Source organism: Actinomadura sp. 6K520, from assembly GCF_004349245.1.
GTDB lineage: Bacteria > Actinomycetota > Actinomycetes > Streptosporangiales > Streptosporangiaceae > Spirillospora.
Genome location: NZ_SMLC01000008.1, coordinates 29,598 through 53,901 on the forward strand (window position 1 = coordinate 29,598; position 24,304 = coordinate 53,901).

At 72.4% G+C, this 24,304-nt stretch carries 24 protein-coding genes; 22 read left to right on the forward strand and 2 right to left on the reverse strand.

The window, feature by feature from the left end; all coding sequences use genetic code 11:
• Window positions 1-20 precede the first annotated feature (20 nt).
• The 12 genes from E1289_RS04140 to E1289_RS04195 all read left to right on the forward strand — a co-directional run bounded on the left by E1289_RS04140 (window position 21) and on the right by E1289_RS04195 (window position 11,685).
• Window positions 21-1,049: a zinc-binding dehydrogenase gene (locus tag E1289_RS04140; RefSeq protein WP_131975413.1), complete on the forward strand. Its 1,029-nt coding sequence runs from the start codon at window positions 21-23 to the stop codon at window positions 1,047-1,049.
• Window positions 1,046-2,533, forward strand: a complete 1,488-nt coding sequence (locus E1289_RS04145) for an amidohydrolase family protein (protein ID WP_207928780.1) — start codon at window positions 1,046-1,048, stop codon at window positions 2,531-2,533. Before E1289_RS04140 ends, E1289_RS04145 begins: the two co-directional genes overlap by 4 nt.
• Window positions 2,520-3,599, forward strand: a complete 1,080-nt coding sequence (locus E1289_RS04150) for a BMP family ABC transporter substrate-binding protein (protein ID WP_207928781.1) — start codon at window positions 2,520-2,522, stop codon at window positions 3,597-3,599. Before E1289_RS04145 ends, E1289_RS04150 begins: the two co-directional genes overlap by 14 nt.
• Window position 3,600: 1 nt before the next feature.
• On the forward strand, window positions 3,601-5,199 hold the full coding sequence (locus E1289_RS04155) for an ABC transporter ATP-binding protein (RefSeq protein WP_131975415.1): 1,599 nt from the start codon (window positions 3,601-3,603) through the stop codon (window positions 5,197-5,199).
• Window positions 5,196-6,380: an ABC transporter permease gene (locus E1289_RS04160; RefSeq protein WP_207928782.1), complete on the forward strand. Its 1,185-nt coding sequence runs from the start codon at window positions 5,196-5,198 to the stop codon at window positions 6,378-6,380. The genes E1289_RS04155 and E1289_RS04160 overlap by 4 nt, the downstream gene beginning before the upstream one ends.
• Window positions 6,377-7,291, forward strand: coding sequence for an ABC transporter permease (locus tag E1289_RS04165; RefSeq protein ID WP_131975417.1), 915 nt, complete (start codon window positions 6,377-6,379; stop codon window positions 7,289-7,291). Before E1289_RS04160 ends, E1289_RS04165 begins: the two co-directional genes overlap by 4 nt.
• Before the next feature lie 58 nt (window positions 7,292-7,349).
• Window positions 7,350-7,799, forward strand: a complete 450-nt coding sequence (locus E1289_RS04170; RefSeq protein WP_131975419.1) for a VOC family protein — start codon at window positions 7,350-7,352, stop codon at window positions 7,797-7,799.
• Window positions 7,784-8,251, forward strand: a complete 468-nt coding sequence (locus tag E1289_RS04175; RefSeq protein WP_243712598.1) for a nuclear transport factor 2 family protein — start codon at window positions 7,784-7,786, stop codon at window positions 8,249-8,251. Before E1289_RS04170 ends, E1289_RS04175 begins: the two co-directional genes overlap by 16 nt.
• A gap of 153 nt (window positions 8,252-8,404) precedes the next feature.
• Window positions 8,405-9,259, forward strand: coding sequence for a fumarylacetoacetate hydrolase family protein (locus tag E1289_RS04180; RefSeq protein WP_131975421.1), 855 nt, complete (start codon window positions 8,405-8,407; stop codon window positions 9,257-9,259).
• A 79-nt stretch (window positions 9,260-9,338) separates the two neighbouring features.
• On the forward strand, window positions 9,339-10,493 hold the full coding sequence (locus tag E1289_RS04185; protein WP_131975423.1) for an amidohydrolase family protein: 1,155 nt from the start codon (window positions 9,339-9,341) through the stop codon (window positions 10,491-10,493).
• Complete coding sequence (locus E1289_RS04190) at window positions 10,490-11,299, forward strand: aldolase/citrate lyase family protein (RefSeq protein ID WP_131975425.1); 810 nt, start codon at window positions 10,490-10,492, stop codon at window positions 11,297-11,299. The genes E1289_RS04185 and E1289_RS04190 overlap by 4 nt, the downstream gene beginning before the upstream one ends.
• A complete protein-coding gene (locus E1289_RS04195) occupies window positions 11,296-11,685 on the forward strand; it encodes a cupin domain-containing protein (protein ID WP_131975427.1) in 390 nt (129 codons plus the stop codon). The genes E1289_RS04190 and E1289_RS04195 overlap by 4 nt, the downstream gene beginning before the upstream one ends.
• A 106-nt stretch (window positions 11,686-11,791) precedes the next feature.
• Here the strand turns inward: E1289_RS04195 and E1289_RS04200 are convergent, their stop codons facing one another.
• Window positions 11,792-12,580: an IclR family transcriptional regulator gene (locus tag E1289_RS04200; protein WP_165970333.1), complete on the reverse strand. Its 789-nt coding sequence runs from the start codon at window positions 12,578-12,580 to the stop codon at window positions 11,792-11,794.
• 352 nt (window positions 12,581-12,932) lie between these two features.
• Between E1289_RS04200 and E1289_RS04205 the strand changes: the two genes are divergently transcribed.
• From E1289_RS04205 to E1289_RS04230, 6 genes are all read left to right on the forward strand, one after another.
• Window positions 12,933-14,291, forward strand: coding sequence for a Rieske 2Fe-2S domain-containing protein (locus tag E1289_RS04205; RefSeq protein ID WP_165970334.1), 1,359 nt, complete (start codon window positions 12,933-12,935; stop codon window positions 14,289-14,291).
• Complete coding sequence (locus E1289_RS04210; protein ID WP_131975433.1) at window positions 14,288-14,809, forward strand: aromatic-ring-hydroxylating dioxygenase subunit beta; 522 nt, start codon at window positions 14,288-14,290, stop codon at window positions 14,807-14,809. Before E1289_RS04205 ends, E1289_RS04210 begins: the two co-directional genes overlap by 4 nt.
• 10 nt (window positions 14,810-14,819) lie before the next feature.
• Entirely contained in the window at window positions 14,820-15,998 is a 1,179-nt protein-coding gene (locus E1289_RS04215; protein WP_131975435.1) for a Dabb family protein, read from the forward strand.
• Window positions 15,962-17,197, forward strand: coding sequence for a M20/M25/M40 family metallo-hydrolase (locus E1289_RS04220; RefSeq protein ID WP_165970335.1), 1,236 nt, complete (start codon window positions 15,962-15,964; stop codon window positions 17,195-17,197). Before E1289_RS04215 ends, E1289_RS04220 begins: the two co-directional genes overlap by 37 nt.
• A 97-nt stretch (window positions 17,198-17,294) precedes the next feature.
• Window positions 17,295-18,149: a metalloregulator ArsR/SmtB family transcription factor gene (locus E1289_RS04225; protein WP_131975439.1), complete on the forward strand. Its 855-nt coding sequence runs from the start codon at window positions 17,295-17,297 to the stop codon at window positions 18,147-18,149.
• A gap of 1 nt (window position 18,150) precedes the next feature.
• Window positions 18,151-18,753, forward strand: coding sequence for a dihydrofolate reductase family protein (locus tag E1289_RS04230; protein ID WP_131975441.1), 603 nt, complete (start codon window positions 18,151-18,153; stop codon window positions 18,751-18,753).
• 100 nt (window positions 18,754-18,853) lie between these two features.
• On the opposite strand, the gene E1289_RS04235 is transcribed toward E1289_RS04230, so the two are convergent.
• Window positions 18,854-19,930: a TauD/TfdA family dioxygenase gene (locus E1289_RS04235; RefSeq protein WP_131975443.1), complete on the reverse strand. Its 1,077-nt coding sequence runs from the start codon at window positions 19,928-19,930 to the stop codon at window positions 18,854-18,856.
• A gap of 376 nt (window positions 19,931-20,306) precedes the next feature.
• Here E1289_RS04235 and E1289_RS04240 point away from each other — a divergent pair, with 376 nt between their 5' ends.
• The 4 genes from E1289_RS04240 to E1289_RS04255 all read left to right on the forward strand — a co-directional run bounded on the left by E1289_RS04240 (window position 20,307) and on the right by E1289_RS04255 (window position 24,086).
• Window positions 20,307-20,816: a hypothetical protein gene (locus tag E1289_RS04240; RefSeq protein WP_131975445.1), complete on the forward strand. Its 510-nt coding sequence runs from the start codon at window positions 20,307-20,309 to the stop codon at window positions 20,814-20,816.
• 61 nt (window positions 20,817-20,877) lie between these two features.
• The gene (locus tag E1289_RS04245) at window positions 20,878-22,839 is read left to right on the forward strand and encodes a serine/threonine-protein kinase (protein ID WP_131975447.1); all 1,962 of its coding nucleotides are present in this window, start codon (window positions 20,878-20,880) and stop codon (window positions 22,837-22,839) included.
• 39 nt (window positions 22,840-22,878) lie between these two features.
• Window positions 22,879-23,202, forward strand: coding sequence for an MFS transporter (locus E1289_RS04250; protein WP_165970336.1), 324 nt, complete (start codon window positions 22,879-22,881; stop codon window positions 23,200-23,202).
• Window positions 23,203-23,441: 239 nt separating this feature from the next.
• Complete coding sequence (locus E1289_RS04255) at window positions 23,442-24,086, forward strand: dihydrofolate reductase family protein (RefSeq protein ID WP_131975451.1); 645 nt, start codon at window positions 23,442-23,444, stop codon at window positions 24,084-24,086.
• Window positions 24,087-24,304 lie beyond the last annotated feature (218 nt).

Here is a 24,304-nt window from a genome sequence, read left to right on the forward strand (position 1 = left end):
GCTGAGGGCGGAGGTCCCTGGTGAAAGCGCTGGTCCAGACGGGGTTCGGTGGCCCGGAGGTGGTGTCGCTGCGGCACATCGCCGACCCGGTCCCCGGTCCCCGTGACGTGCTGGTCCGGGTACGGGCCTGCGCGCTGAACCGGCTCGACGTCCTGCAGCGCCGCGGCCCCGCGGTGCTGCCCGGCTTCCGCCTCCCGCACATCGCCGGCATGGACGTGGCCGGCCACGTCGCGGCGGCCGGGGACGAGGTGGCCGGGTACGCGCCCGGCGACCGCGTGGTGATCGACCCGACGCACGGCTGCGGGACGTGCGCGCGCTGCGGAGCCGGGGACCCCGGCCACTGCCCCGCCGTCCGCGTCGTCGGCGGGAACACCGCCGGCGGCTTCGCCGAGTACGTGCGGGTGCCGGCCCGGCTCGTCCACCGCGTCCCCGAGCACATCGAGCTGGACGAGGCCGCCGCGCTGCCGTCGGCGTGGAGCACCGCCTGGCGCGCCACGGTCACCGTCGGCGCCGTCGCCGCGGGCGAGACCGTGCTGGTGCAGGCCGCGGCCAGCGGCGTCAGCATCGCCGCGGTGCAGCTCGCCAAGCGCGCCGGGGCGCGGGTCGTCGCGGTCGCGGGCAGCGACGCCAAGCTCGCGCTCGCCGCCGACCTCGGCGCCGACCTGCTGCTGCACAACGACGCCGACGTCGTCGCGGCCGTGCGCCGCTTCACCGGCGGCGAGGGCGCCGACCTCGCGCTCGATCACGTGGGCGCGGCGACCTGGCAGACCTCCCTGGACTGCCTGCGCGCGGGCGGGCGCCTGGTGACGTTCGGCAACACCACCGGCGACGAGGTCACGATCTCCCTCGCGGGCGTGTACCACCGCGGCCTGCGGGTGCTGGGCACGGGCGCCTACACGGAGCCCGAGTTCGCCGCGATGCTGGACGCCTACTTCGGCGGCGGCCTGCGGACCGTCCGGATGGCCGAGTACGGGATGGCCGAGCTGCCCGCCGCGTTCGCCGCCGCCGAGTCGCGGGCGGCCATCGGCAAGGTCCTGGTCCGCCCATGACCGGGCCGAACATGACCGAGCCGAACATGACCGGGTCGAACGGGTCACCGCTCCTGGTCACCGGCGGGACGGTCGTGACGATGGCGCCCGGACGCGAGGTCGTCACCGGCGCCACCGTCGCGGTCGCGGCCGGGCGCATCGCCGGAGTCGGCGCCTATGGAACGCTCCGCGCGGCCCACCCCGGCGCCGCGGAACTCGACGCGACCGGCTGCGTCGTGATCCCCGGCCTCGTCAACGCCCACCAGCACTGCACCGTGGACCCGCTGATCCGCAGCGTGATCCCCGACGACATCGACGCCCAGGAGGCGATCTTCGGCTGGGCCGTGCCCCTGCACGAGCGCGTGACCGGCGACGACGACGAGCTGTCGGCGACGCTGACCGCCGCGGAGTCGCTGCTGCGCGGGGTCACCACCGTCCTGGAGGCGGGCACCGTGGCGCACCCCGGCCGGGTCGCCGCGGGGCTGGCCGCGGCCGGGATCCGGGGCCGGGTCGGCGGCTGGGGCTGGGACGCCCCGGGCGTGCCGCACTCGCTGCCCGCCGCCGAGGCCCTCGCCCGCCAGGAGGAGATCGTCCGGAGCCTCCCCGCCGCGGGCCCGGTGACCGGATGGGTCACGCTGGTCGGCCACGACCTGGTCAGCGACGAGCTGTTCACCGGCGCCGCCGAGCTCGCCGAGCGCCTCGGCACCGGCCTGACCTGCCACATGTCGCCCGGCCCCGGCGACGCCGAGTCGTACCTGCGGCGCACCGGCGTCCGCCCGCTCGTCCACCTGCGCGAGCTGGGCGTGCTGGGGCCGCGGCTGCTCCTCGGCCACGCCGTGTGGCTGGACGACGCGGAGGTCGAGGCCGTCCTCGCGACCCGCACGGCGGTGGCGTCGTGCCCGGGCGCGTACCTGCGGCTCGGCCAGGGGTACACCCGGGCCGGGCGGCACGGCGAACTCGTCCGCCGCGGCGGCCGCGTCGCGCTCGGCTGCGACGCCCACAACGCCGGCGACGCACCCGACGTGCTGCGCACGGCCGGGCTGCTGGCCGGCCTGGAGAACGACCGGGGCACCTGGCCGCTGCGCGCCGACGAGGCGTTCGCACTGGCCACGTGCGCCGGTGCCGAGGCCGTCGGCCTCGGCGACCTGATCGGGTCGATAGAGGTCGGCAAGGCCGCCGACCTCGTCGTGCTCGACACGCACGACCCGGCCTGGACGCCTCCCGGCGACCTGGCCACGCACCTGGTGTGGGGTGCACCCGGCCACACCGTCCGCGACGTCCTGGTCGACGGGAAGGCGGTCGTCCGCGACCGCCGGATCACGACCGTCGACACCGCGGAACTCCGCCGGGAGGCGGAGTCGAGATCGGCCGCGCTGCTGCGCGCGGCCGGACTGCGGATCCCCCGCCGCTGGCCGGTGGTCACCGCGACCGCCGGCCCACCGAGCTCCCGCAACCTGCTCGTCTCACCGTCCGATCGAAAGGACCCCCGAGGTGAAGAACCGTAAAACGGTGCGGATGGCGAGCGCGGCCGTCGCGTGCGCCACCCTCCTCGCCCTCGCCGGCTGCGCCGACGGCGACGCCACCGCCAACCAGAACTCCTCCTCCGGAGCCGGGGGCGGCGTCGTGCCGAACCCCGACGTCAACGGCGACGGCAAGGTCGTCATCGGCGTGCTCAGCCCCGGCGACATCAACGACAACGGCTACTACGAGAGCTTCGTGACCGGTGCCGAGACCTTCGCCAAGGAGAAGGGCTGGGAGATCATCAAGCGCGGCAGCGTCCCGGAGAGCGAGGCGCTGAGCGCCGCCCGCGCGCTGTGCCAGCAGAAGGTCGACATGGTCGCCCTCGGCGCCTCCGAGCTCAAGGACGCGATCCCCGCCTCGGAGGAGGCGGTGTGCGAGAAGACCGCCTGGTACGTCCCGAGCTCCGGCAACGTCGAGCAGACCCCCCGGATCATGCTGTCCACCGACGACCCCGCGCAGAGCATCCTGTCGGCCGGGTACGCGACCGGCGTCCTGATGCAGCAGCGCAACACCAAGAAGGCCGCCTTCGTGGCCGGCATGGAGGTCGACTTCAACATCAACGCCTCCAAGGCGTTCCAGGCCGGCATCCGCTCGGTGATCCCGGACGCGAACGTCACCACCACCTACGCGGGTGACCAGGACGACGCCGCCAAGGCCAAGGAGGCGGTGCAGGCCCAGATCGACCAGGGCGTCGGGGCCGTGTACCCGTACCTCGGCGGCTCCACCGACGCCGCCACCAAGCTCGCCAACACCAAGAAGCTCATCACGCTGACCCCGGGCACCGACCGGTGCGACTCCACCGACCCGAAGTTCGACGTGTCGGTGCTGTTCAGCCCCGGCGACTACTTCACCGAGGCGCTGAAGCTGTTCGCCGACGGCAAGCTCGAAATGGGCGTGCAGAAGGTCTGGACGATCGGCAAGGACCCGTACCCCACGGTCAAGCTGTGCGGCGACAACCCCGAGGCGAAGCAGAAGATCGACGCGTTCATGCAGGACATCGCGAGCGGGAAGATCAACGCCTCCGCGGAAGTGGAGAGGCTCGGTAAGTGACATGACCGATCGTGACGGCCTCCCCGGCGACGGCCTCGGTCACCGCGGCGGGGCACGGGCGCCCGCGCTGGAGCTGCGCGGGATCTGCAAGTCGTACGGGCCGGTCGTGGCCTGCGACGCGGTGGACCTGACCGTCCACCGCGGGGAGATCCACGGCCTGCTCGGCGAGAACGGCGCGGGCAAGTCCACGCTGATGAAGATCCTGCTCGGCCTGGTCCGGCGGGACGGGGGAACGATCGGCCACGACGGCAGGCCGGTCGAGGTCGACGGGCCGCAGGCGGCGATCGCGCTCGGCATCGGCATGGTGCACCAGCACTTCAGCCTCGTCGAGCCGCTCACCGTCTGGGAGAACGTCACGCTCGGCGACACCGGCAAGGTCGACCGGGCGCGGGCGTGCGAGCAGGTCGCGGAGGTCGGTGGCCGGTACGGGCTGCCGATCGACCCGCTCGCGCCCGTGTCCCGGCTGTCGGCCGGGGAGCGGCAGCGGGTCGAGCTGATCAAGTGCCTGCGCCGCGACCCGTCCGTCCTCGTCCTGGACGAGCCCACCTCGGTGCTCACCCAGGCCGAGTCGGCGGAGCTGTTCGGCGTGCTGCGCGAGGTCGTCGCCGGCGAGGACCGCGCGGTGGTCCTGATCAGCCACAAGCTGGCGGAGATCACCACGGCCACCGACCGGGTGACCGTGCTGCGCCGGGGGCGGGTCGCGTTCCACAGCGTGACCGCGGAGACCAGCGCGCAGGAGCTGGCCCGGCAGATGGTCGGCCGGGACGTCTCGCTGCGCGCCGAGGCCGCCGCCCTCGGCATGCTCCCGGTGGAGCGGCGCGGCGGCCGGAAGCGGGAGGAGGCGCCGGAACCCGACGTCGAGCCCGCGCTCCGGCTGTCCGGCATCACCGTCCAGACCGACGGCGTCCCGCTCCTCGACGACTTCGGCCTTGAGGTCGCGCCGGGCGAGATCCTCGGGCTGTACGGCGTGGAGGGCAACGGCCAGGCGACGCTGGGCGACCTGCTGTCCGGCCTGGTCGAGCCCGCCACCGGGACGATCGAGGTCGGCGGGACGCCGGTCGACCCGGCCAGGCCGGGCGCGCTGCACCAGGCCGGCCTCGGCATCATCCCCGAGGACCGGCACGGCTCCGGCGTCGTCCTCGACATGAGCGTCGCGGACAACCTGGTGATGAAGTCCCTCGACGGCGTCAGCGGCCGGTTCCTCATCGACCGCCGGAAGACCCACGAGCTGGCCCGGCGGCTGGCGACCGAGTTCAACATCATCACCTCGTCGCTGGACACCCCCGTCCGCAGCCTGTCGGGCGGCAACCAGCAGCGGGTGGTCCTCGCCCGGGAGATGTCGGCGAACCCGTCGGTCCTGGTCGCCGCCCAGCCCACCCACGGCCTGGACGTCGGAGCCATCGAGGACATGTACCTGCGCCTGCGCAAGGCCGCGTCCGGCGGGGTGGCGGTCCTGCTCATCAGCACCGAGCTGGAGGAGGTCATGGCCCTGTCCTCGCGCATCGCGGTCATCTCCCGCGGCCGCATCACGGGACTCCTCCCCACCGCGGAGGCCACCGCCGAACGCCTCGGCATGCTCGTGGGGGGAGTGGCCGCGTGACCGGAGGGCACGGCGCGAGTGACGCCGACCGGATGGGGCGGCGGCTCGCCGCCGCCCTGAATCCCGGGCCCGGCGGGGTCCAGGTGGCGCTGGCCACGGCGGTCGCGGTCGCACTGGCACTGGCGCTGTCGTCGGTGCTGGTGGCGCTGACCGGGGGGTCGCCGGGCGGGGCCGTGAGGGCGCTGTACGACGGCAGCCTGGCGAACTCGTCGGCGATCAGCTCGACGCTGCTGTACGCGGCGCCGCTGCTGCTGGTCGCGGTCGGGACGTGCGTGTGCGTCCGCGCCGGCGTGTTCAACCTGGGCCAGGAGGGCCAGGTGCTCATCGGCGCGCTGGCCGGGGCCGCGGTCGGGCTGCGGCTGGCCGTGCCGGGACCGGCGCTGCTGGTGATCGCGCTGGTCGCGGCGGCGCTGGCGGGCGGGGCGTGGGCCGGGATCAGCTCGCTGATGCACCGGTTCCGCGGCGTCAACATCGTGGTGAGCACGCTGCTGATGACGTTCCTCGCGCAGCAGCTCGTCTCGTACGCGGTCAACACCGAGTGGCTGCTGCAGGAGACGCGGCGCGGTGGCGCGACGGTCTCGCCGCAGTCCAACCGGCTGCCGGAGAACGGCCTGCTGGGCTCGTTCGGCGAGTACCCGGGGCTCCAAGTCAACGGCGGGCTGCTCATCGCGCTGCTCGCGGCCGTGGTCATCGCGGTGCTGATCGCGCGGAGCCGGTGGGGTTTCCGGCTGACGATGCTCGGCCTGAACCCGCGGGCGGCGCGGCACGCCGGGGTGCGGGTCGCGGCGCTCAGCGGGATGGCGCTCGCGCTGTCCGGCGCGTTCGCGGGCGTGGCCGGGGCGGTCCTGCTGACCAGCCCGGTCGGCACCAACCGGCTGCAGCAGGGCCTGTCCAACAACATCGGCTGGGACGGCCTGCTGGTGGCGCTGGTCGCCCGCAACCGCCCGCTGGCGGCGATCCCCGTCGCGCTGCTGTTCGGTGTGCTGCGTTCGGGGGGCGGGTTCCTGGCGTCGACCGGTGTCCCGCACTTCCTCGTGGACGTGGTGAAGTCGCTGCTGGTGCTCGCGTTCGTCGTCCCGCCCGTGCTGACCGAGGCGCTGCGCCGCCGGCGCGCGGGCCGCGGGACGGGGACCGACGCGGACGTCCCGGCACCCGAGCCCAAGGAGGCGGTGGCGTCATGAGCGCCGCGGACAACATCTCCACGATCCTCGCCAGCGGCGCCCGGCTGACGGTGCCGCTCGCGTTCGCGGCCTGCGGGGAGTACCTCGCGGAGCGGGCCGGGACGGTGAACATCTCCGTCGAGGCGATGATGCTGGGCGGCGCGTTCGGCGCGATCGCCGGCGCGTCCGTGACCGGCAGCGCCTCGTCGGGGCTGGTCGTCGGGATGCTGGTCGGCCTGCTCATCGGGTTCGTGCACGGCAACCTGTCGCACCGCGCGGCGGTGAACACGTTCGTGGTCGGCCTCGTCCTCAACACGCTGGTGCTGGGGCTGACCAGCTACCTGGTCGTGACCGGGTCGTTCACCGGCCACCAGGTGTGGCAGGTGAGCGTGCCGGTGCTGCGCGACATCCCGATCGTGGGGCAGGTGCTGTTCGTCGAGCGGTGGCCGGTCTACCTGCTGATCGCGGTGGTCCCGCTGACGTGGTGGCTGGTCGAGCGCAGCCGGTGGGGCCTGGAGCTGCGGGCGGTCGGCGAGGATCCGCAGGCCGCGGACGTGACCGGCATCGACGTGAACGCGCGGCGCCGCCAGGCGCTGCTGTGGTGCGGGCTGCTGGCCGGGCTCGGCGGCGCCTACCTGGCGGTGGGCGAGGTCGGCTCGTTCAGCCAGAACATGACCGCGGGCCGCGGCTTCATCGTGATCGCCGCGGTGATCTTCGGGGCGTGGCGGCTGGGCCGCACGCTGCTCGGCTGCGCGCTGTTCGGGCTCGCCGACGCGATGCGGCTGGCGCTGCCCGCGCTGGGCATCTCGCTGAACTCGCAGCTGCTGATCGTCGCCCCCTACCTGCTGGCGCTGGTGGCCATGCTGCTGTTCGCCGCCAAGGACCGCGAGCCGCGGGCCCTGGGCAAGGCGTTCCAGCGGGGTACGGCGTGACCTGGAAGAGCAAGCGGGCCAGGGGAATCCCGGCCCGGACGAATCCGAGGAGGACTACGTGACCGGACTGACCGCCGCACGCTGGACGCACGTCGCGCTGCCCAGCGGTGACCTGGACAAGTCGATCGACTTCTACACCTCGCTCACCCCGCTGGTGGTGGTCGAGCGCTTCAAGGACGCCGACGGCGAGAGCGTCTGGCTGTCCAACGAGGGCCAGGTGGAGACGCCGTTCGTGCTGGTGCTGGTGTCGTTCAACAAGGACAGGGGCAACCAGCTGGGGCTGCTGCACCCGTTCGCCCACATCGGCATCGAGGTGCCCGCGCGCGGCGACGTGGACGAGCTGGCCGAGCGCGCCCGCGAGCTGGGCTGCCTGCACTGGGAGCCGCGCGACATGCCCGACCCGGTCGGCTACATCTGCGCGCTCAAGGACCCGGACGGCAACGTCATCGAGATCTCCCACGACCAGCGGGTGTTCGACACCGTCAGGGCCAAGTGGGGACGGTCCTGACCGGGTGGCCCCGGCCGGCGGAACCCGGGGCCGCCGCGCGGGTCGAGGAGCGGACCCGCGCGGCGGTGCTCAGGTACCTCGCGGCCCTCAACCGCCATGACGCCGACGCCGTCGCCGCGTGCGTGGCCGAGGGCTTCGTCAGCGAGCACACCGCGGCGACGGGGCGGGGCGTCGTCGGCCGTGCCGCGTACCGGGAACGGCTGGACGGCTTCCTGGCCGACTTCGCCGACCTGAAGTACGTCATGGAGGACCTGGTCGTCCGGGACGTGCGGGCGGTGCTGGCGTACTCGATGTCGTTCCGGCTCGTCTCGGCCGGATACGCGCCGGTACGGGTCCGCGGCGTGTTCCGCCTGTGGGTGGACGCGGAGGGTCTGGTGGCGCGCCGCGTCGACTACTGGGACGGGTCCGACGTGGCACGGCAGCTCTCCGCGGCGCCCAAAGCGGACGCCTGACCGCGCGTCGTCCAGCCGCCCGGCCGCCGCCCGGTCGCGCCAGGCGGCGGGACGGTGCTGCCCGGATGATGTCGTGTTGCATTGTGAGATACCGTCTCTCATTGCTTGACAGCCGTCCATCTCACATCGAAAGATGACGTTGTGCATGTTGCAATGACTTCGCAGGGCCTCGGCCGGATCGAGGACGGCGCGATCGCCCTCCTCGACACCCCGTACGCCGACGCGGGCGCCCTCATCGAGGCGACCGGCTCGCTGGACGCCCTCGCCGCGGCCGAGGTCGTCCGGCGGATCCCGCTCGCCGATGTCACCGGCGACGGCGCCGACGGTGACGGCGCCACCGGTGCCGCCGCCGGCCCCGGGCCGCTGCTCGCGCCCCTCCGCCCGCGCGCCCTGTGGGGCATCGGCATGAACTACCACTCGAAGGCGCGGCTGACCGGACGCGACGTCCCGGCCGAGCCGGTGCTCTACCTGGCCGCGCCGTCGTCGGTGAGCGGTCCCGGTGCCGCCGTCCGGCTGCCGGCCGAGCAGACCGCCGAGATGGACTACGAGGCCGAGATCGCCGTCGTGATCGGCCGCACCCTCGACCACGCCGCCGAGGCCGACGCCTGGGCGGCCGTCGCGGCGGTCACCGCGGCCAACGACATGACCTGCCGCGACGTCATGAAGCGCACCGGGTGGCCCGTCCTGGCCAAGAGCTTCCCCGGCTTCACCCCGCTGGGCGCGTCGCTGCTGAGCCGGGACCGGCTCGCCGGCCCGGACGCGATCGGCGTCCGCTCCTGGGTCGGCGGCGAGCGGCGCCAGGACTCCAGCAGCGCCGACATGATCTTCCCGATCCCCGAGCTGCTGGCCCGGATCTCCCGGTACGCCGTCCTCCACCCGGGCGACGTCGTGCTGACCGGCACGCCCGCCGGGACCGGCCAGGACCGCGGCGACTTCCTGCGGCCCGGCGACACCGTCCGGGTCGAGATCGACGGCGTGCTGCCACTGACCACCCGGGTCCGGGCGTGACCCCGCGCTCCGCGCCGCCTCGCCTGCGGCGGCGGACCCACGTTTCCCTCACCACCCGCACAGAACAGGGAGAACCCCGATGACCGAAGACAAGAAGCCCGGCTACGATCGCGTGCTCCGGGGCGGGACGGTCATCGATCCCGCGTCCGGCACGAACGCCGTGCTCGACGTCGCCGTCGACGGCGGCACGATCGCGGCCGTCGGCGCGGGGCTCGCCGCGGAGGCGGCGGAGGTCATCGACTGCACCGGACGCTGGGTGCTGCCCGGCCTGGTCGAGGGGCACACCCACATCTTCCAGTACGTGTCCGCGGTCGGCGCGCCCCCCGACGAGGCGCACCTGCGCCGCGGCGTCGTCGCCGCCGCGGACGCCGGGACGGCCGGCGCCGCCACGTTCGCCGCCTTCCGCAAGCTGGTGGTCGAGCCGTCGCCGATGCGGATCGTGAACTTCCTGAACGTCTCGGTGCTCGGCCTCATCGACTTCCGCTTCGGCGAGCTGATGAACCCCGACACGCTCGTCCCGGACGACGCCCTCGCCACCGCCGCCGAGAACCCCGACGTGGTGCGCGGCTTCAAGATCCGGCTGTCGGAGGACGTGGTCGGCGACAACTGGCAGATGCTGCTGAAGAAGTCCCTCGACCTGTCCGAGCGGGCCGGCCTGCCGCTGATGGTGCACATCGGCGAGACGTCCGAGCCGCTCCCGGTCGTCCTGGACCACCTCCGCCCCGGCGACGTCGTCGCGCACTGCTACACGGGCAAGGAGCACGGCATCCTGGACGGCGACGCCGTGCACCCCGCGGTGCTGGCGGCCCGCGAGCGCGGCGTCCTGTTCGACTCGGCGCACGGCAAGAGCAACCTCAGCTTCGAGGTCGCGCGTCCCGCGATCGAGAAGGGCTTCTACCCCGACGTCCTCAGCTCCGACACCAGCGCCCGCAACTGGCGCGGACCGGTGTTCGACCTGCTGACCAGCATGTCCAAGCTCGTCGCGCTCGGCCTCCCGCTCACCGAGGCGGTCGCCCGCGCCACCGTGCACCCGGCGCGGCTGCTCGGCCTGGAGGCCGAGGGCTACGGGCGCCTGGAGGCCGGCGGCCCGGCCCACGTCACCGTGGTCGAGGAGACCGGCCCGGTCGTCCTCCCGGACGCCGCGGGCAACTCCATCACCGCGCCCCTCCTGCAGCCCGCGCTGGTCCTGCACGGCGGTGCGGAGGTCGAGACCGTCCCGTGGCGCGGCCTATGACGTCCGGGGGCGGCCCGTCGCCGCGGAATGCATCACCACGGGCCCGGCTGCGGGCGGCGCTGCTGGAGGGCACCCGGGTCACCGGGACCTTCGTCAAGCTGCCCGCGCCGGACGTGGTCGAGGTGTGCGGCCTCGCCGGCTTCGACTTCGTCGTCGTCGACCTGGAGCACTCCACGCTGACCGAGGCCGACGCCATCGGGCTCGTCCGGCACGCTGAACGCTGCGGGCTGCCGGCGCTCGTCCGGATCCCCGAGGTCGACGCGCCGCTGATCTGCCGCCTGCTGGAGAACGGCGCCGCCGGGCTGCAGCTGTCCATGCTGGGCTCGGCGGCGCAGGCCCGCGCGCTCGTCCGGGCCACGCGGTTCGCGCCCGAGGGGGCCCGGTCGGTCAGCCTCGCCAACCGGGCCGCCGGGTTCGGGCTGCGCTCGTCCGGCGGCCTGGCGGCGTTCCTGGCCGCCGAACGCGCCGACCCGCCGCTGCTGGTCGGCCAGATCGAGACCCCCTGGTGGCGGGGAGGCGACTCCTGGGACGCGGTGACCGGCGACCTGGACGTCGTCTTCGTCGGCGGCACCGACCTCGCGGTGAGCCTGGGCGCCGCCCCCGGCGGCGGCGAGCTGCGCGCGGCCGTCACCGAGATCGAGGAGGCCGCCGGACGGCGGGGCATCGCGTTCGGCGGCTGGGTCCCGTCCACCACCGCCGCGGACGGCCACGGGCTGGCCGCCGCGCGCTACCTGGTGACGGGCTCTGACCTGCAGATTCTGGCCGCCGGACTGGAAGCGGCGGCCGGCCGAGAGGGGAACAGATGACCGACGAGGGCCGCAACGCCAAGCTCTACAACAGGGTGATCGGCTGGGCCGACATGCCGGAGACCGAGCTGCGCAAGGGGGTGCGGCGCCGGGTCTACTCCACCGACGAGGTGATGGTCGCCCACCACACCCTCGACGTCGGCATGGACCTCAACCCGCACAGCCACGACGACTTCGACCAGCTCGTCTACATCTCCGAGGGGCGCTGCAACTACTACGTCGAGGGCGTCCCGCACGAGATGACGGCCGGGACGTTCCTGCTCGTGCCCGCGGGGGCCGAGCACTACATCGAGCCGCTGGAAGAGCCGTGCGTCAACATCGACATCTTCGTGCCGCCGCGTGCGGACTTCGCGAAGTCGCTGACCTACCTGGACGACCTGTCCTGAGTGGTCCGACCGCGGCGTGCCGCCCCCGCGAGGCACCCGCCCGGGGCGGTGCGCCGCGACCCGGCGGTCCCGGTCCCGGTCGTCCGGCGCGACGTCCGGTGCCGAGTCAGCCGACGGCCTCGGCGTGCGGGGCGCCGTTGTTGCCGAGCCGCTGCGACAGGTTCCGGGTGATCTCCAGCAGCGCCTCGGCCATCGGCGAGTCGGCCTGGCGCGGGACGTCCACGGAGGTCCCGACGATCGCCATCGTCGCGATGATGGCGTCCCCCTCGAAGACGGGCGCCGCGATGGTGTGCAGGCCGTTCTCGGACGGCGAGTTGACCGACAGCCCGTGCTCGCGGATCCAGTCGAGCTCCGCGCGCAGCTCCGGGGCGCGGCGCAGCAGCTTGCCCAGCGCCGGCACCTGGTCGGGCGGGAGGTACGCGCAGAACACCCGGCCCTGCGCGGAGGTCGCCAGGTCGAGCCGCGACCCGACGCGGACGCTGATGCGGATCAGGTGGTCGGTGTTGTCGGCCGAGCGCACGACCGTCGGGGACTCGCCGTCCCAGATGCTCAGCACGACGGTCTGCCCGGCGAGCTGGACGAGCCGGTCCATGTACGGTTCGGCGGCGGTCACGATCGGCAGCGCGGCGCGGGCGGCGGCGGCGAGCGTGAGCACCTGCGGGCCGAGGGAGTACAGGGCGGTGCGGTCGTCGTACCGGAGCAGGTTCGCGGCCCGGAGCGCCTTGGTGTACCGGTGGGCGGTCGCCTTGCTGGCGCCGAGCCGGGCGGTGATCTCGTTCAGGCTCAGATGCGGCCGACTCACCGTGAACGAGTCCAGGATGAGCGCGGCGCGCTGCACCGTCTGGATCGAAGAGGAGCTCTCGGCCGTCGTGTCTCGTGCGGTCCTCGTCGCCATCCGTTCCTCGCTTCTGCCTGGGCCACCGGCCGCGTCCCGTGCCGTGCGGCGGCTCCGTGGCGGCATGACACGCCATCTCATCATGAGCGAGAGCGTCATGGCGGGTCATTCACCACACCGAAGGGTAAAGCGCCCAGTGCATAACGTATCGGTAGCCTTACCGCATGCCATCTCTCACTGCGAGACGCAATCATGATGAACGTGACGCTCCTAGTCAAGCCGGTTGGGATCCCTCCGTACAACCCCTTGACATGACGAGCGGCACTGGGGAAGTCTGTACACGATGCGAGATGGTATCTCGAATTATTGAACGATGCTGCTGAGGAAGCGGCGTGGAAGGGGGTGGAGCCCGATGCCCGGACCGGATGGCGCGGGACTTCCGGGGCGGCTGGTCGTCGAGGACTGGGACGCGCTGACTTTCCGCGTGAATCGGGTCGCGTACCGCTCGGAGGAGATCTTCCAGGCGGAGCGCGACCGGATATGGGCGCGTACATGGCTGTACCTGGGCCATGAGACGGAAGTCGCCACGCCCAACGACTTCAAGACGCGAACGCTCGGCGGCCGGCCGCTGATCTTCTGCCGGGACACCGAGGGCGACATCCAGGCGTGGCTCAACTCCTGTCCGCACCGCGGCACCATCCTGTGCCGCGAGCGCGAGGGGTCCACCAAGCTGTTCCAGTGCTTCTACCACGCGTGGACGTTCCGCAACAGCGGTGACGTGGCGGCGATCCCCGGCAAGGACGCCTACGAGGCCGCGGGCGAGGGCTTCCTCGACTCGATGCGGCTCCGCGCCGTCCCCCGGCTGGAGAGCCACGAGGGGTTCGTGTTCGTCTCGTTCGACCCGGACGCCCCGCCGCTGCTGGACTACCTCGGGGACGCCGCCGACTACATGACGATGATCTCCGAGCAGCACGAGGCCGGCATGGAGGTCCTGCCCGGCACGCAGCTGTACGGGGTGCGCGGCAACTGGAAGCTCGGCGTCGAGAACGCCATGGACGGCTACCACTTCTCGCCCACGCACAACACCTTCGTCGGGTACCTGCGCGAGACCGGCTTCGCCGTCACCGACGACGACCAGTACGCCTACAACCTCGGCAACGGGCACAGCCTCCTCGTCCTCACCGGGCACGGCGGCCGCATCAGCATGCTGTGGGAGCCGCGCTTCGGCGAGGACGAGAAGGTCCGCACCGAGGCGCACCGCGCCGAGATGGACAGCCGTCTCGGCCCCGAGCGCGCCAAGTACGTCGCCGACGAGAGCCACATCCTGTTCGTCTGGCCGAACCTGCTGCTCTTCGACCTCGAAGGGCTGTCGATCCGCCAGCTCGAACCGGTCGCGGCCGACCGCACCGACGTGCGCGCCTGGCAGCTCGCCCCCCGCGGCGAGGACGCCGACACCCGCGCGTTGCGGATGAAGACGATGGTCAGCTTCGTCGGCCCCGGCGGGCTCGCCACGCCCGACGACATCGAGGCGTACGAGGCGGTGCAGCGGGGCATCGAGGCCACCGCCGCCGACATCCGCGACGGGATGGACTACAGCGACATGTCCCGCGGCATGGTCGACGAGGTCAAGGGCGTCCAGGGCCGCTCCATCGACGAGGGCGCGATGCGCGGCTTCTGGCGGCACTGGGTCGGCGCGCTCGGCGCCGTGGACGGCCTGGTGGTCGGCGGACACCGTCCCGAGCGCTTCCTTGAGGGGAGGAACGTGCGATGACCGCGCCCACCGACGGCACCGCGCTCATCGGCGGCCGTGAGATCACCCGCGCCGACGTGGAGGACTTCCTCTACGCCGAGGCGGAGATCCTGGACGCCTGGAAGTACGACGACTGGCTCGCGCTGTTCGAGCCCGGCGCCCGCTTCGAGGTGCCCGCCACCGACTGGAAGGGCGAGTCGTTCTTCGAGTCCGGGTCGTTCGTCACCGACGACTGGGACCTGCTGCGCGCGCGCGTCAAGCGGCTCAAGTCGCGCAAGGCGCACGCGGAGAACCCGCCGTCCCGCACGCACCGGATGATCTCCAACGTCCGGCTGCGCGAGCACGACGAGCCGGGCCTGCTCCGGGTCACGGCGTCCTTCATCGTCCACCGGGCCCGCGACGGCGAGTTCGACGCCTACGTGGGGCGCTACGACCACCTGCTCGTCCCGGGCGCCGAGGGCCTGCGCTTCCGGCGGCGCCGGGCGATCCTCGGCCACGAACACCTGTCCGCCGGCGCCCGGCTGAGCTTCATCCTCTGAGGAAACCCTGATGATCCAACACAACCTCGCGTTCCGGTTCCGCGAGGACGCGCCGGCGGAGGCCGTCGAGTCCATCCTCGCGGAGCTGCGCACGTTCCCGAAGCGCTACCCGGCCATGCGCGACTTCTCGCTCGGGCCCAACATCAGCACCCGCAGCGACCGGTACACCCACGCCTTCTCGGTGAAGTTCGAAACCCAGGCGGACCTGAACGCCTACCTGGAGAGCGAGTCGCACGAGCGGTTCGTCCGGGAGCGTTGGCGTCCGGTCATCGACGACCACATCATCGTCACCTACGAGATCCCCGGTAGGCCGGGGCGGCCGCGCGGCCCGTACGGGATGGAGTACGCCCGCATCGAGGTCCCCGACATGGACCGCACGATCGACTTCCTCCAGTACCACGTGGGGCTCCAGCTCGAACAGCGCACCGACGAGTACGCCTACCTGCGGACCGACATCGAGCACCACTCGATCGAGCTGATCAGCGCACCCGGGCACGAGGTGGGGCACACCGTCGCGATCGGCTACAGCGTGGAGAGCGACGAGGTCCTCGCCGACCTGCGCAAGCGGGTCGCCGACGCCGGCCTGGAGATCCTCGAACTGCAGGACCGGCAGAAGGACCTGTGCGCGGACGGCTTCGCGGTCCGCGACCCCGACGGGCTGATCGTGGAGCTGTTCACCGGCTTCCTGGAGTACGCCGAGCCGCCGGTCACGGACCTGCGCCCGGTCGACCTCGTCCACCCGTTCATCGCGACGACGAAGTACGAGGAGTCGCTGGAGTTCTACACCAAGGTGCTGGGCTTCCTGCCGTCGGACGAGATCGTGGGCTCCACCACGTTCCTGCGCTGCGAGGACCGCTACCACCACAGCCTCGCCCTGCAGAACAACAAGGAGCACTACGTCGCGCACCTGTGCTTCGCGACGAAGAGCCTCGACCACGTCATGCGCTTCCGGGCCCGCGCCCTGTACAAGGGCGAGCCGATCGCGTCGGACCTGGTGAACCACTCGGCGTCGACGTCCATCGCGTTCTACATGCACGAGCCGCTGCACGGCCCCCGGTTCGAGCTGTGCGACCGGCACCGCGTGTTCACGCCGGAGGAGCACGAGACGCACCGTCCCCGCCGGATGCCGCCGGACCCGCGCAACATCGACGTGTGGCGCCCGGCCTCCGACGACTGGGGCCGCTTCTGAGTACGGCACCGGAGTACGCGGACATCGTCCGCGTACTCCAGGTCCTGGACGGCGTCCCGTCGCCGTACGGGCACGAAGCCGCCGCCGCCGTGCGCCTCGCCTCCTGGTGCACGGCGCGGTGGCCGTGGCTCGACTGGGACGTCCAGCGGTACGGCAAGGGCGGCGCCAACCTCCAGGCGGGCGACCCGCGGGGTGTGCTGCTCTACTCGCACCTGGACACGTCGCTCAGCGGCGACCCGTCCGAGGACCGCCCGATCACCGCCCGCGCCGACGCGCCACCCCCGCTGAAGGTCACGGCGTCCGAGGCCGAGGGCTTCGGCCTGGGCGTGGCAAGGGCTCCTGCCGCCGCCGCCCTGATCGGTTTCGTCTCCGCCGCGTCCCGAGGCATACCCGCACGGCTCCTCCTGGCCGGCTCGGGCACGCACCGGAGCACCCTGCACGGCCCCGGCGGCAGGCCCCGCAGGACCGGCCTCGACCACTACCTCGCCACGGCGCCCCGGCCGCCCGCCGCCATCGTCGCCAAGGGCGGCCCGCCGACGATCCTCTGGGAGGAGCCGGGCGCCCTCTACCTGCGGCTGCGCGTCGCCGGCCGGCACGGCGCCGTCCTGGCCCGCGAGTCCGCCGACCCGCCCGGCGGCGTCATCGCCCACGCGGCCCCGGTCATCGAGGCCGTCGAACGCTGGCGCGCGGCCTACGTCGCCGCCGGCCAGGCCCCGGGCACGCAGGTGGGCGCCGCCGCCGGAATCGGCTCGCTCACGGCGGGCCGCCCCGACAAACCCGACCTCTTCCCGGCCCTGCTGGAGGCCGGTATCTACGTCGTGACGGTCCCGGGAGCCGACCCGCAGGCAATAGCCGACGCTCTGCGACACGATGTCGAAACGGCCTGCGCGAACGGCCCCCTGGCCACCTGCACGGTCGAAGTGGACGTGGACGAGATTCACCCCGCCGCCGCGACCGCCGCCGACGCACCGATCGTCCGCGCCGCCCGCGCGGCCTGGCAAACGGAGTTCGGCGCCTCCCCGCCCCCGATCACCGGCTGGACCGGCTCGACGGACGGGGTCGTCCTCAGAGCCCACGGAATCGACACCGTCCGCCTCGGGCCCGCATCACGCCCGTCCCCGGAAGACCCCCGCTGCGACGTCCTGGACGTCGCGTCCCTGGCCGCCTACGCCCGCCTCTACGCCCGCCTCCTCTCCTGAAGGACTTCCGGACGGTGGGCTCCGACCTGTACTTCGCCGTCGCTGGCCCCTAATTATTCCTTGACACGAATATTCGTGATGAGGAATGCTTTGCCGCATGGACGACGTGCTGGCCGCACTGGCCGATCCCGCACGCTGGCGGCTCGTGTGCCTGCTGGCCGAGCGGCCGCGCTCGGTCGGGGTGCTCGCGCGGCTCGCCGGGGCGCGCCAGCCGCAGACGACCAAGCATCTGCAGACGCTGGAACGGGCCGGCGTGGTCATTTCCCAGCGCACCGGCCAGCGCCGCATCTACGCGCTGCAGCCCGCCCCGCTGCGGGAGCTGGCGGCCGCACTCGGGCGGCTCGCCGACACCGCCGACGAGGTCGGCGGTCCGCGCGAGACCTTCGACCGGTACGGGCTCAGCCTCCGTGCGGAGCGGCTCGCCGCGCAGCGGCCGGGGTGGGCCGACGACCGCTCTTTCCGGTTCTCCCGGTCACTGGCGGGGCGCCCCGCGCTGGTGTGGCGCCACCTGACCGAGGCCGGGCTGCTGGCCCGGTGGTGGACGCCCGACGGCCTGCGCGTCTCCGAGCTCGTCTTCGAGGCGCGGCCGGGCGGGCGGATCGTCCAGGAGTACCGCGACGCCGAGGACGCCGACGGCTCCGAGCCGGTCGCGGGCCGCGCGGAGGGGGTCGTCGAGGACGTGCGCCCGGCCGAGCACCTCGGCTACCGGCTCGCCCCGCTGCTTCCCGATGGCGGTACGGCCTTCACCGCCCACGTCGGCATCGATCTCCAGCGCGCCGCGGACGGCACCGACCTGCACGTCCACTACCGGATCACCGACAGCACGGTCGACTCCGCGGACTTCATCGCGGGCATCGAGATCGGCTTCGGCCAGAGCCTCGACAGGCTCGCGGCCGTCCTCGCCGCCGACCCGCACGACACCGATCACGACACTGAAACAAGGAGCACGTGAAATGAGCGAGCAGAGCAGTGGCCGCAGGGTGACCGCCAACCTGGGCCTCACCCTCGACGGGCGCTACCACGGCCCTGGCGGGCCTGGCGATTTCGCGGCGTTCGCCCCGTACGTGACCACCGAGGTCGCGCGAGACCAGCTGGCACGCATCTGGAAGGACGCGACGACGGCGGTGCTCGGCCGGATCAACGCCGAAGGGTTCATGGGCTATTGGCCCCCGGTCGCCGCGGACGAGGACGCCGACCCGCGTGACCGCGGGTACGCCCGGTGGCTGACCGAGACGGAGAAGGTGGTGTTCTCGACCACCCTGACCGAAGCGCCATGGGAACGGACCCGCCTGGTGAACGCACCCGTCACGGACGTCGTCACCGAGCTCAGGAGCACCGGTGCGGGCGACATCCTCGTCAACAGCAGCGCCAGCCTCATCAAGCCGCTCCTGGCGGCGGACATGGTCGACCGGCTGTACCTCATGATCTTCCCGGAGATCGCGGGCGGCGGGCGGCGCCTGTTCGAGGACGGCCTGCCGGCCACGCGCTGGGCGCTCGCCCACCAGGAGACCGGCAAGCTGGGCGAGATGGCCATGGTCTACGACCGGGCCCGCTGACCGCATCCCGCCGCGACCCGATCGGCCTGCTTCGGCCAGGGGTGTCGTGGCCCCGTTCACACCGCTCTTGGAACGGGGCCACGAGCTTCAGGGCGGACGGTCACAGCCCCCAGGTCTCGTTGGGGACGACCGCGTCCGCGATCTGGAAGCGGCCGCCGGGCAGGGGCTCCTTCGCCTTGCCGTCCGGCGTGTTGATGACGTTCTTGCCGAAGCCGGGCACCATCGGGCGGCCGACTGCCCGGCGCAGCCAGAGCCGCAGCAGGTGGCGGCGCCGCTCGGGCTCGGGGTGGTCGACGTACTCGGTGCGCGAGTGCAGCGCGGCGTAGTTCAGGAGCCACTGGACGTCGCCGGGCTGGAAGTCCATGTCCAGCGGAAGGCCGGGCTCCTGCGCGATCTCGTCGAACAGGTGCAGCACCTCGATCTGCGCCTCGGTCAGCCGCGGCACCTCCGGGTACTCCTGCGCCGTGAAGATCATCTGGGCTCCGGCGTAGGTGCTGAAGACACCGTCGACGTAGCTGCAGATCGGCGACTGGTAGGTGTTGGCCGGGGCGTCGGGGTCCTGCCGGCGCCAGTCCCAGTGCCAGGGCTCGAACAGCAGCGGCGCGAGGTCGGGGCGGCGGCGCAGGATCTCGTTGTAGATCGTGGTGCCGCTGACCAGGCTGCTCGCGCCGCCCTCGCGGGCGCCGCGCAGGCACATCAGGGCGACGACGTCGGAGCTGTCGGAGTGGAACGGCAGCCGGTCCCGGACCCGCGACGGCAGCGCGGTCGGGTCGTCCATGGTCTTGTTCGAGGTGGCGATGACGTGGTCGAGGACGTCGCCGTACTGGTTCTGCGGCATGGGTGAGCCGAGGTGCAGGCCCATCAGGTAGAAGATCGCTCCCGCGACCGCGTCGCCGTACTCCTCCGTCCGGAGCCCGCGGACGAGGATGAACCCGCGGCCCGAGTCCATCTGCTGGGCGCACTCCTCGATGAGGCCGGTGGAGGCGTCCAGCGGGTAGTCGGCGGCGGTGACGGTGCGCAGGTCGGGGTCGTCGGCGACGAACCGGCGGCCGACGGCCTCCAGCTCGTCCCGCTCGGCGTCGGACAGGTGGTAGATCCACTCGGTGGAGCCGGCCAGTTCGTCGCCGCGCCAGGCGGACGGCCCGGAAATCGGGGACAGGCCAATGGTCGTGGACATGATGCCTCGCACTTCAGAAAGGAGGGCAGGACCGCGGACGGAACGCCGCGGCCCGGGAGACAGGGCGGCGGACGTCGTGCGTTAGAAGGGCGTCTGCGGAAGGCCGGCCGCCGTGCCGGGACGCATGCCGGTACGCGGCGGACGCACGCGCAGCGGCTCAGAGTAGGCGCGCACAGCCGACCCAAGGCCCCGCGAGGCGACTCGGCTCATGGCGTGCTCCCGACTGTGGAGGATCTCCCGCAAACCGTAAGCCAACCTCCCAGATCCCGTCAAGCGAGACACCATCTCGTATTGCTGTCGCCAAGCGGCCCGCCGCCCGTTCATGTCACCCCCGAGGTAGGGCGCGAAGTCACTGGCATCACCTAAAATCGAACGTATGTTCAAGTGGGTTCAGGAATGGTCCACACCCGAACGGCGGCGGCCGACTCTTCGACGTCCGGCGGACGTCCCGATGGCGGCCTCACCCGACGTCCTCGCAACCTCCATCGACGCGATCAGGAGCTCCCAGGCGCGGCAGCGTCCCATCGTCATGATCACCTGTGCCGCGGACGGCCTGCCCTGGGTCTGCGTCCCGGACTGCGGCGAGCTGCGGGTGATCGAGGACCGATGCCTGCGCGTCGCGATTTGGCCCGACGACCCCACCGTGGACGACCTGGACCGCGGCGAGCCCGTCCTGCTGATCGTCACCGGTTCACCGGACGTCCATCTCATCCGCGCCACGCCCCGCCGCCTGGCCGGCGCCGCCATGGCGTGGGCTCACTACGACCTGACCATCACGTCGGCCCGCATAGCCGACCGCGGCCCCGCCCCCTACCTCCGGACCTCGCAGCCCAGCACGGACACCACCGCCCCCAGAGAGGTCCTGAACAGCAGCGTCCAACGCTAGCGGCGGACAGGCCCGATCGTTCGACCGGCGTGCTTCCGGGAGCCCGGATACGTTGATCCGCATGGAGCAGGGAACCGTGTTGGCGGATCGGTACCGGCTGGTCCGGCGGCTTGGCGGCGGCGGGATGGGTGAGGTGTGGGAGGGCTTCGACCAGACCCTGCGCCGCCGGGTGGCGGTCAAGCTGATCCGTGCCGATCTGCGAGGTGATCCCTGGCTCGCCGAGCAGGTGCTGGCTCGGTTCCGGCGCGAGGGAGAGGCCACCGCCCGGCTGAACCATCGCAACATCGCCACGGTGCACGACTTCGGTGAGCACCGGCGGCCTGACGCGGCCGACGGAGCCCATGGCCTGCCGTTCCTGATCCTCGAATTCCTGGAGGGCGATGACCTGGACTCGCTACCGGGCAAGGCCGCAGGCGGTCTGCCGGTCGACCAGGTTCTCGGGTACGGCATCCAGACATGTGAGGGCCTGGCCGCGGCCCACGAGGCCGGTGTGGTGCACCGTGACATCAAGCCCGCCAACCTGATGCTCGTGTCCGGCGGCATCATCAAGATCTGCGACTTCGGGATCGCCCTCATCCGTGAGGCCACCGCCGGTCTGACCGGACTCGGGGCGTCCGTGGGGACGCCCGCGTACATGGCTCCGGAGCAGCGTCAGGGCCGCACCGTCGATCACCGAGCCGACCTGTACGCGTTCGGCGCGACGCTCTACCGGCTCCTGACCGGCGGGGCCAGGACCGTGGATCCGCCCAGCGCTCATCGGCCCGGCGTCAGCCCCGCCCTTGACGACCTCATCCGCGATCTCCTTGCCGAGGACCCCGCACACAGGCCCGCATCCGCGTCTGCGGTGGCCGATCGCCTCCGCGCCGTCGGGCAGCGGGCGTCCGCGCCCTGTCCGCTGGTGCGCCACCGGCCTCCGGTCACCGGCCGGGAACCCGCCTGGCGGCTCCGGTGGGTCGGCCGGCCGGCGCCGAACAAGGACGGCCAGAGTGGTTCGGTGCAGGCGGCGGCGTTCAGGCCGGAGGGAAACGACGAGCCGCCGGTGCTGGCCTCCGCCTCCCACGACAAGACGGTCCGGTTGTGGGACGCGGCCACGGGAGAACCGGCCGCCCGGACCGACCGCGGCGCGCTGGGGCGGTTTTGGGGCGCGGCCACCGGTCGGCCGGTCGGTGGGCCTTTGACCGGTCACACGAGGGCGGTGCGGTCGGTGGCGTTCGCTCCGAAGTCGTTCCGTGCGCGGTCGCTGCTGGCTTCCGGGTCGGATGACAAGACGGTGCGGTTGTGGGATGCGGCCACCGGAGAACCCGTCGGCCGGCCTTTGACCGGTCACACGAGGGCAGTGCGGTCGGTGGCGTTCGCTCCGAAGTCGTTCCGTGCGCGGTCGCTGCTGGCTTCCGGGTCGGATGACAAGACGGTGCGGTTGTGGGATGCGGCCACGGGACGGCCGGTCGGCCACCCATTGACCGGCCATACCGAGCCGGTGCATTCGGTGACATTCGCGTCCCGACCGTGCGGCGGGCGCTGGCTGCTGGCCTCCGGGTCGGTCGATGAGACGGTGCGGTTGTGGGATGCGGCCACCGGAGAACCCGTCGGCCGGCCTTTGACCGGCCACACCAGACTGGTGAGGTCGGTGGCGTTCGCGCCGAGTCCGGTGGACAGGCGGTTGCTGCTGGCCTCCGGGTCGGTCGATGGGACGGTGCGGTTGTGGGATGCGGCCACCGGAGAACCCGTCGGCCGGCCTTTGACCGGCCACACCAGGGCGGTGAGGTCGGTGGCGTTCGCGCCGAGTCCGGTAGAGGGGCGCTTGCTGCTGGCCTCCGGGTCGGATGACAGGACGGTGCGGTTGTGGGACGCGGCCACCGGAGAACCGGCCGGCGTGATCTCCCATCCCGGGCCAGTACGATCATTGACTTTCACGTTGCAATCGGACGGGCAATTGCTGGTTGCCACCGGCTCCGATGACGGCTCGGTCCGAGTGTGGGAATGGGGAGATCAGTCGGGAGGGAAGTTCATGCAGTCCAGGTAGCCTTCGGCGCAAGCCCAGTCGCGCTTGGTCCTCGTAGGGGTGACTCTGCACTCCCTGACGCCGAACTTCTCGCTCCTGACCGTCGGCCGGATCGCCTCGGGCCTGGGCGCGGGCGTGCTCGCCGCGAGCACGGTGGTGCTCGCGCTGCGCGCCGGACACCTGCGGGGACGGAGGATCGCAGTGGCGGCCGGAGCCGGCGCGCTCGCCGCCGTCCTCGGCCACGTCGTCGGCCTGGCGCTGGCGAGGTCGTTCGGGTGGCGGCTGGCTTTCGTGATATCCGTGCCGCCGACGATCATCGCCCTGCTCGCCTCCGTCATCGGCGGCCTCATCATGGTCACGAACAACCGCCCCGCACCCCGCTGAAACCCGCCCGTCCCAGGGCAGACCACGTGGGTGTCGGTGGTGCCGCGGTAGGCGATCTGGCTGCGCATGATCTCTGGCCTGCCGACCGGCTGAGCGGGTATGCCCAGGTCGAAGATCATCAGACTCGTGGCCCGGCCGGCCAGGGCTGTCCGGCAATGGGAAGTGCCGTGGCAGCGATGAGTATCCGGGTGCCCCCAGGTCAACCTCCTGACCAGGACAACTGATTCTCGGGAGTAGACATGGGCCTCATCCAGATCGAGATGTTCGCGACCCTCGACCTCGTCGGGCAGTCGCCCGGCGGGCCCGACGAGGACCCGGTGGGGTTCCCGTTCGGCGGCTGGCAGGCGCCCCTGCTGGACGAGGTCTCCGGGGGGCAGGTCGGTGCCGCGTACGAGGGCACGGACGCCCTGCTGCTCGGCCGGCGGACGTACGACATCTTCGCCGCCTACTGGCCGCACCAGAAGGGCGGCGAGGACGGCGAGATCGCCGCGCTCTTCAACAGCATCCCGAAGTACGTGGCCTCCCGCGGAAAGCCCGACCTCTCGTGGGCAGGTTCGACTCAGCTCGGCCCGGACCTGGCCGCCGAGGTGCGCGAGATCCGTGACCGGCACGAGAACATCAAGGTCGTCGGGAGCCTGAACCTGGTGCAGACCCTCCTGCGCGAGAAACTCTTCGACCGTCTCGACCTTTGGGTGCACCCCATCATGCTCGGCGTCGGGAAGAAGGTGTTCGACGGAGGCGCGGTGCCCACGAACGTCAAGCTCCTCGAACCCCCGGTGGCCAGCCCGACGGGCACCGTCTACCTGCGCTACGGCCTCGCCGACGGCACCCCCGGAACGGGAGACATGAGCGCCCCCGACCGGGGCGTCGGCACCGAAGCCTGATTCCGCCGGTCTCGAAGGACGGTCGGCGGGCGGCGGCGTGGCCATGGACGACCGCGCCGTCGCGGAAGATGCTGCCGTGCCGGGAGCGGACCACGCAGGTCTCGGCATTGTCCTCGGTGACTATGCGGCCCTGATGGAGGGCACCGGGTCACTAGCCAGTACCGCGTCAGGCAACGTTTGCCCTGTCCGCTACCGGCACCTCGGGGCGATGTCCCCCG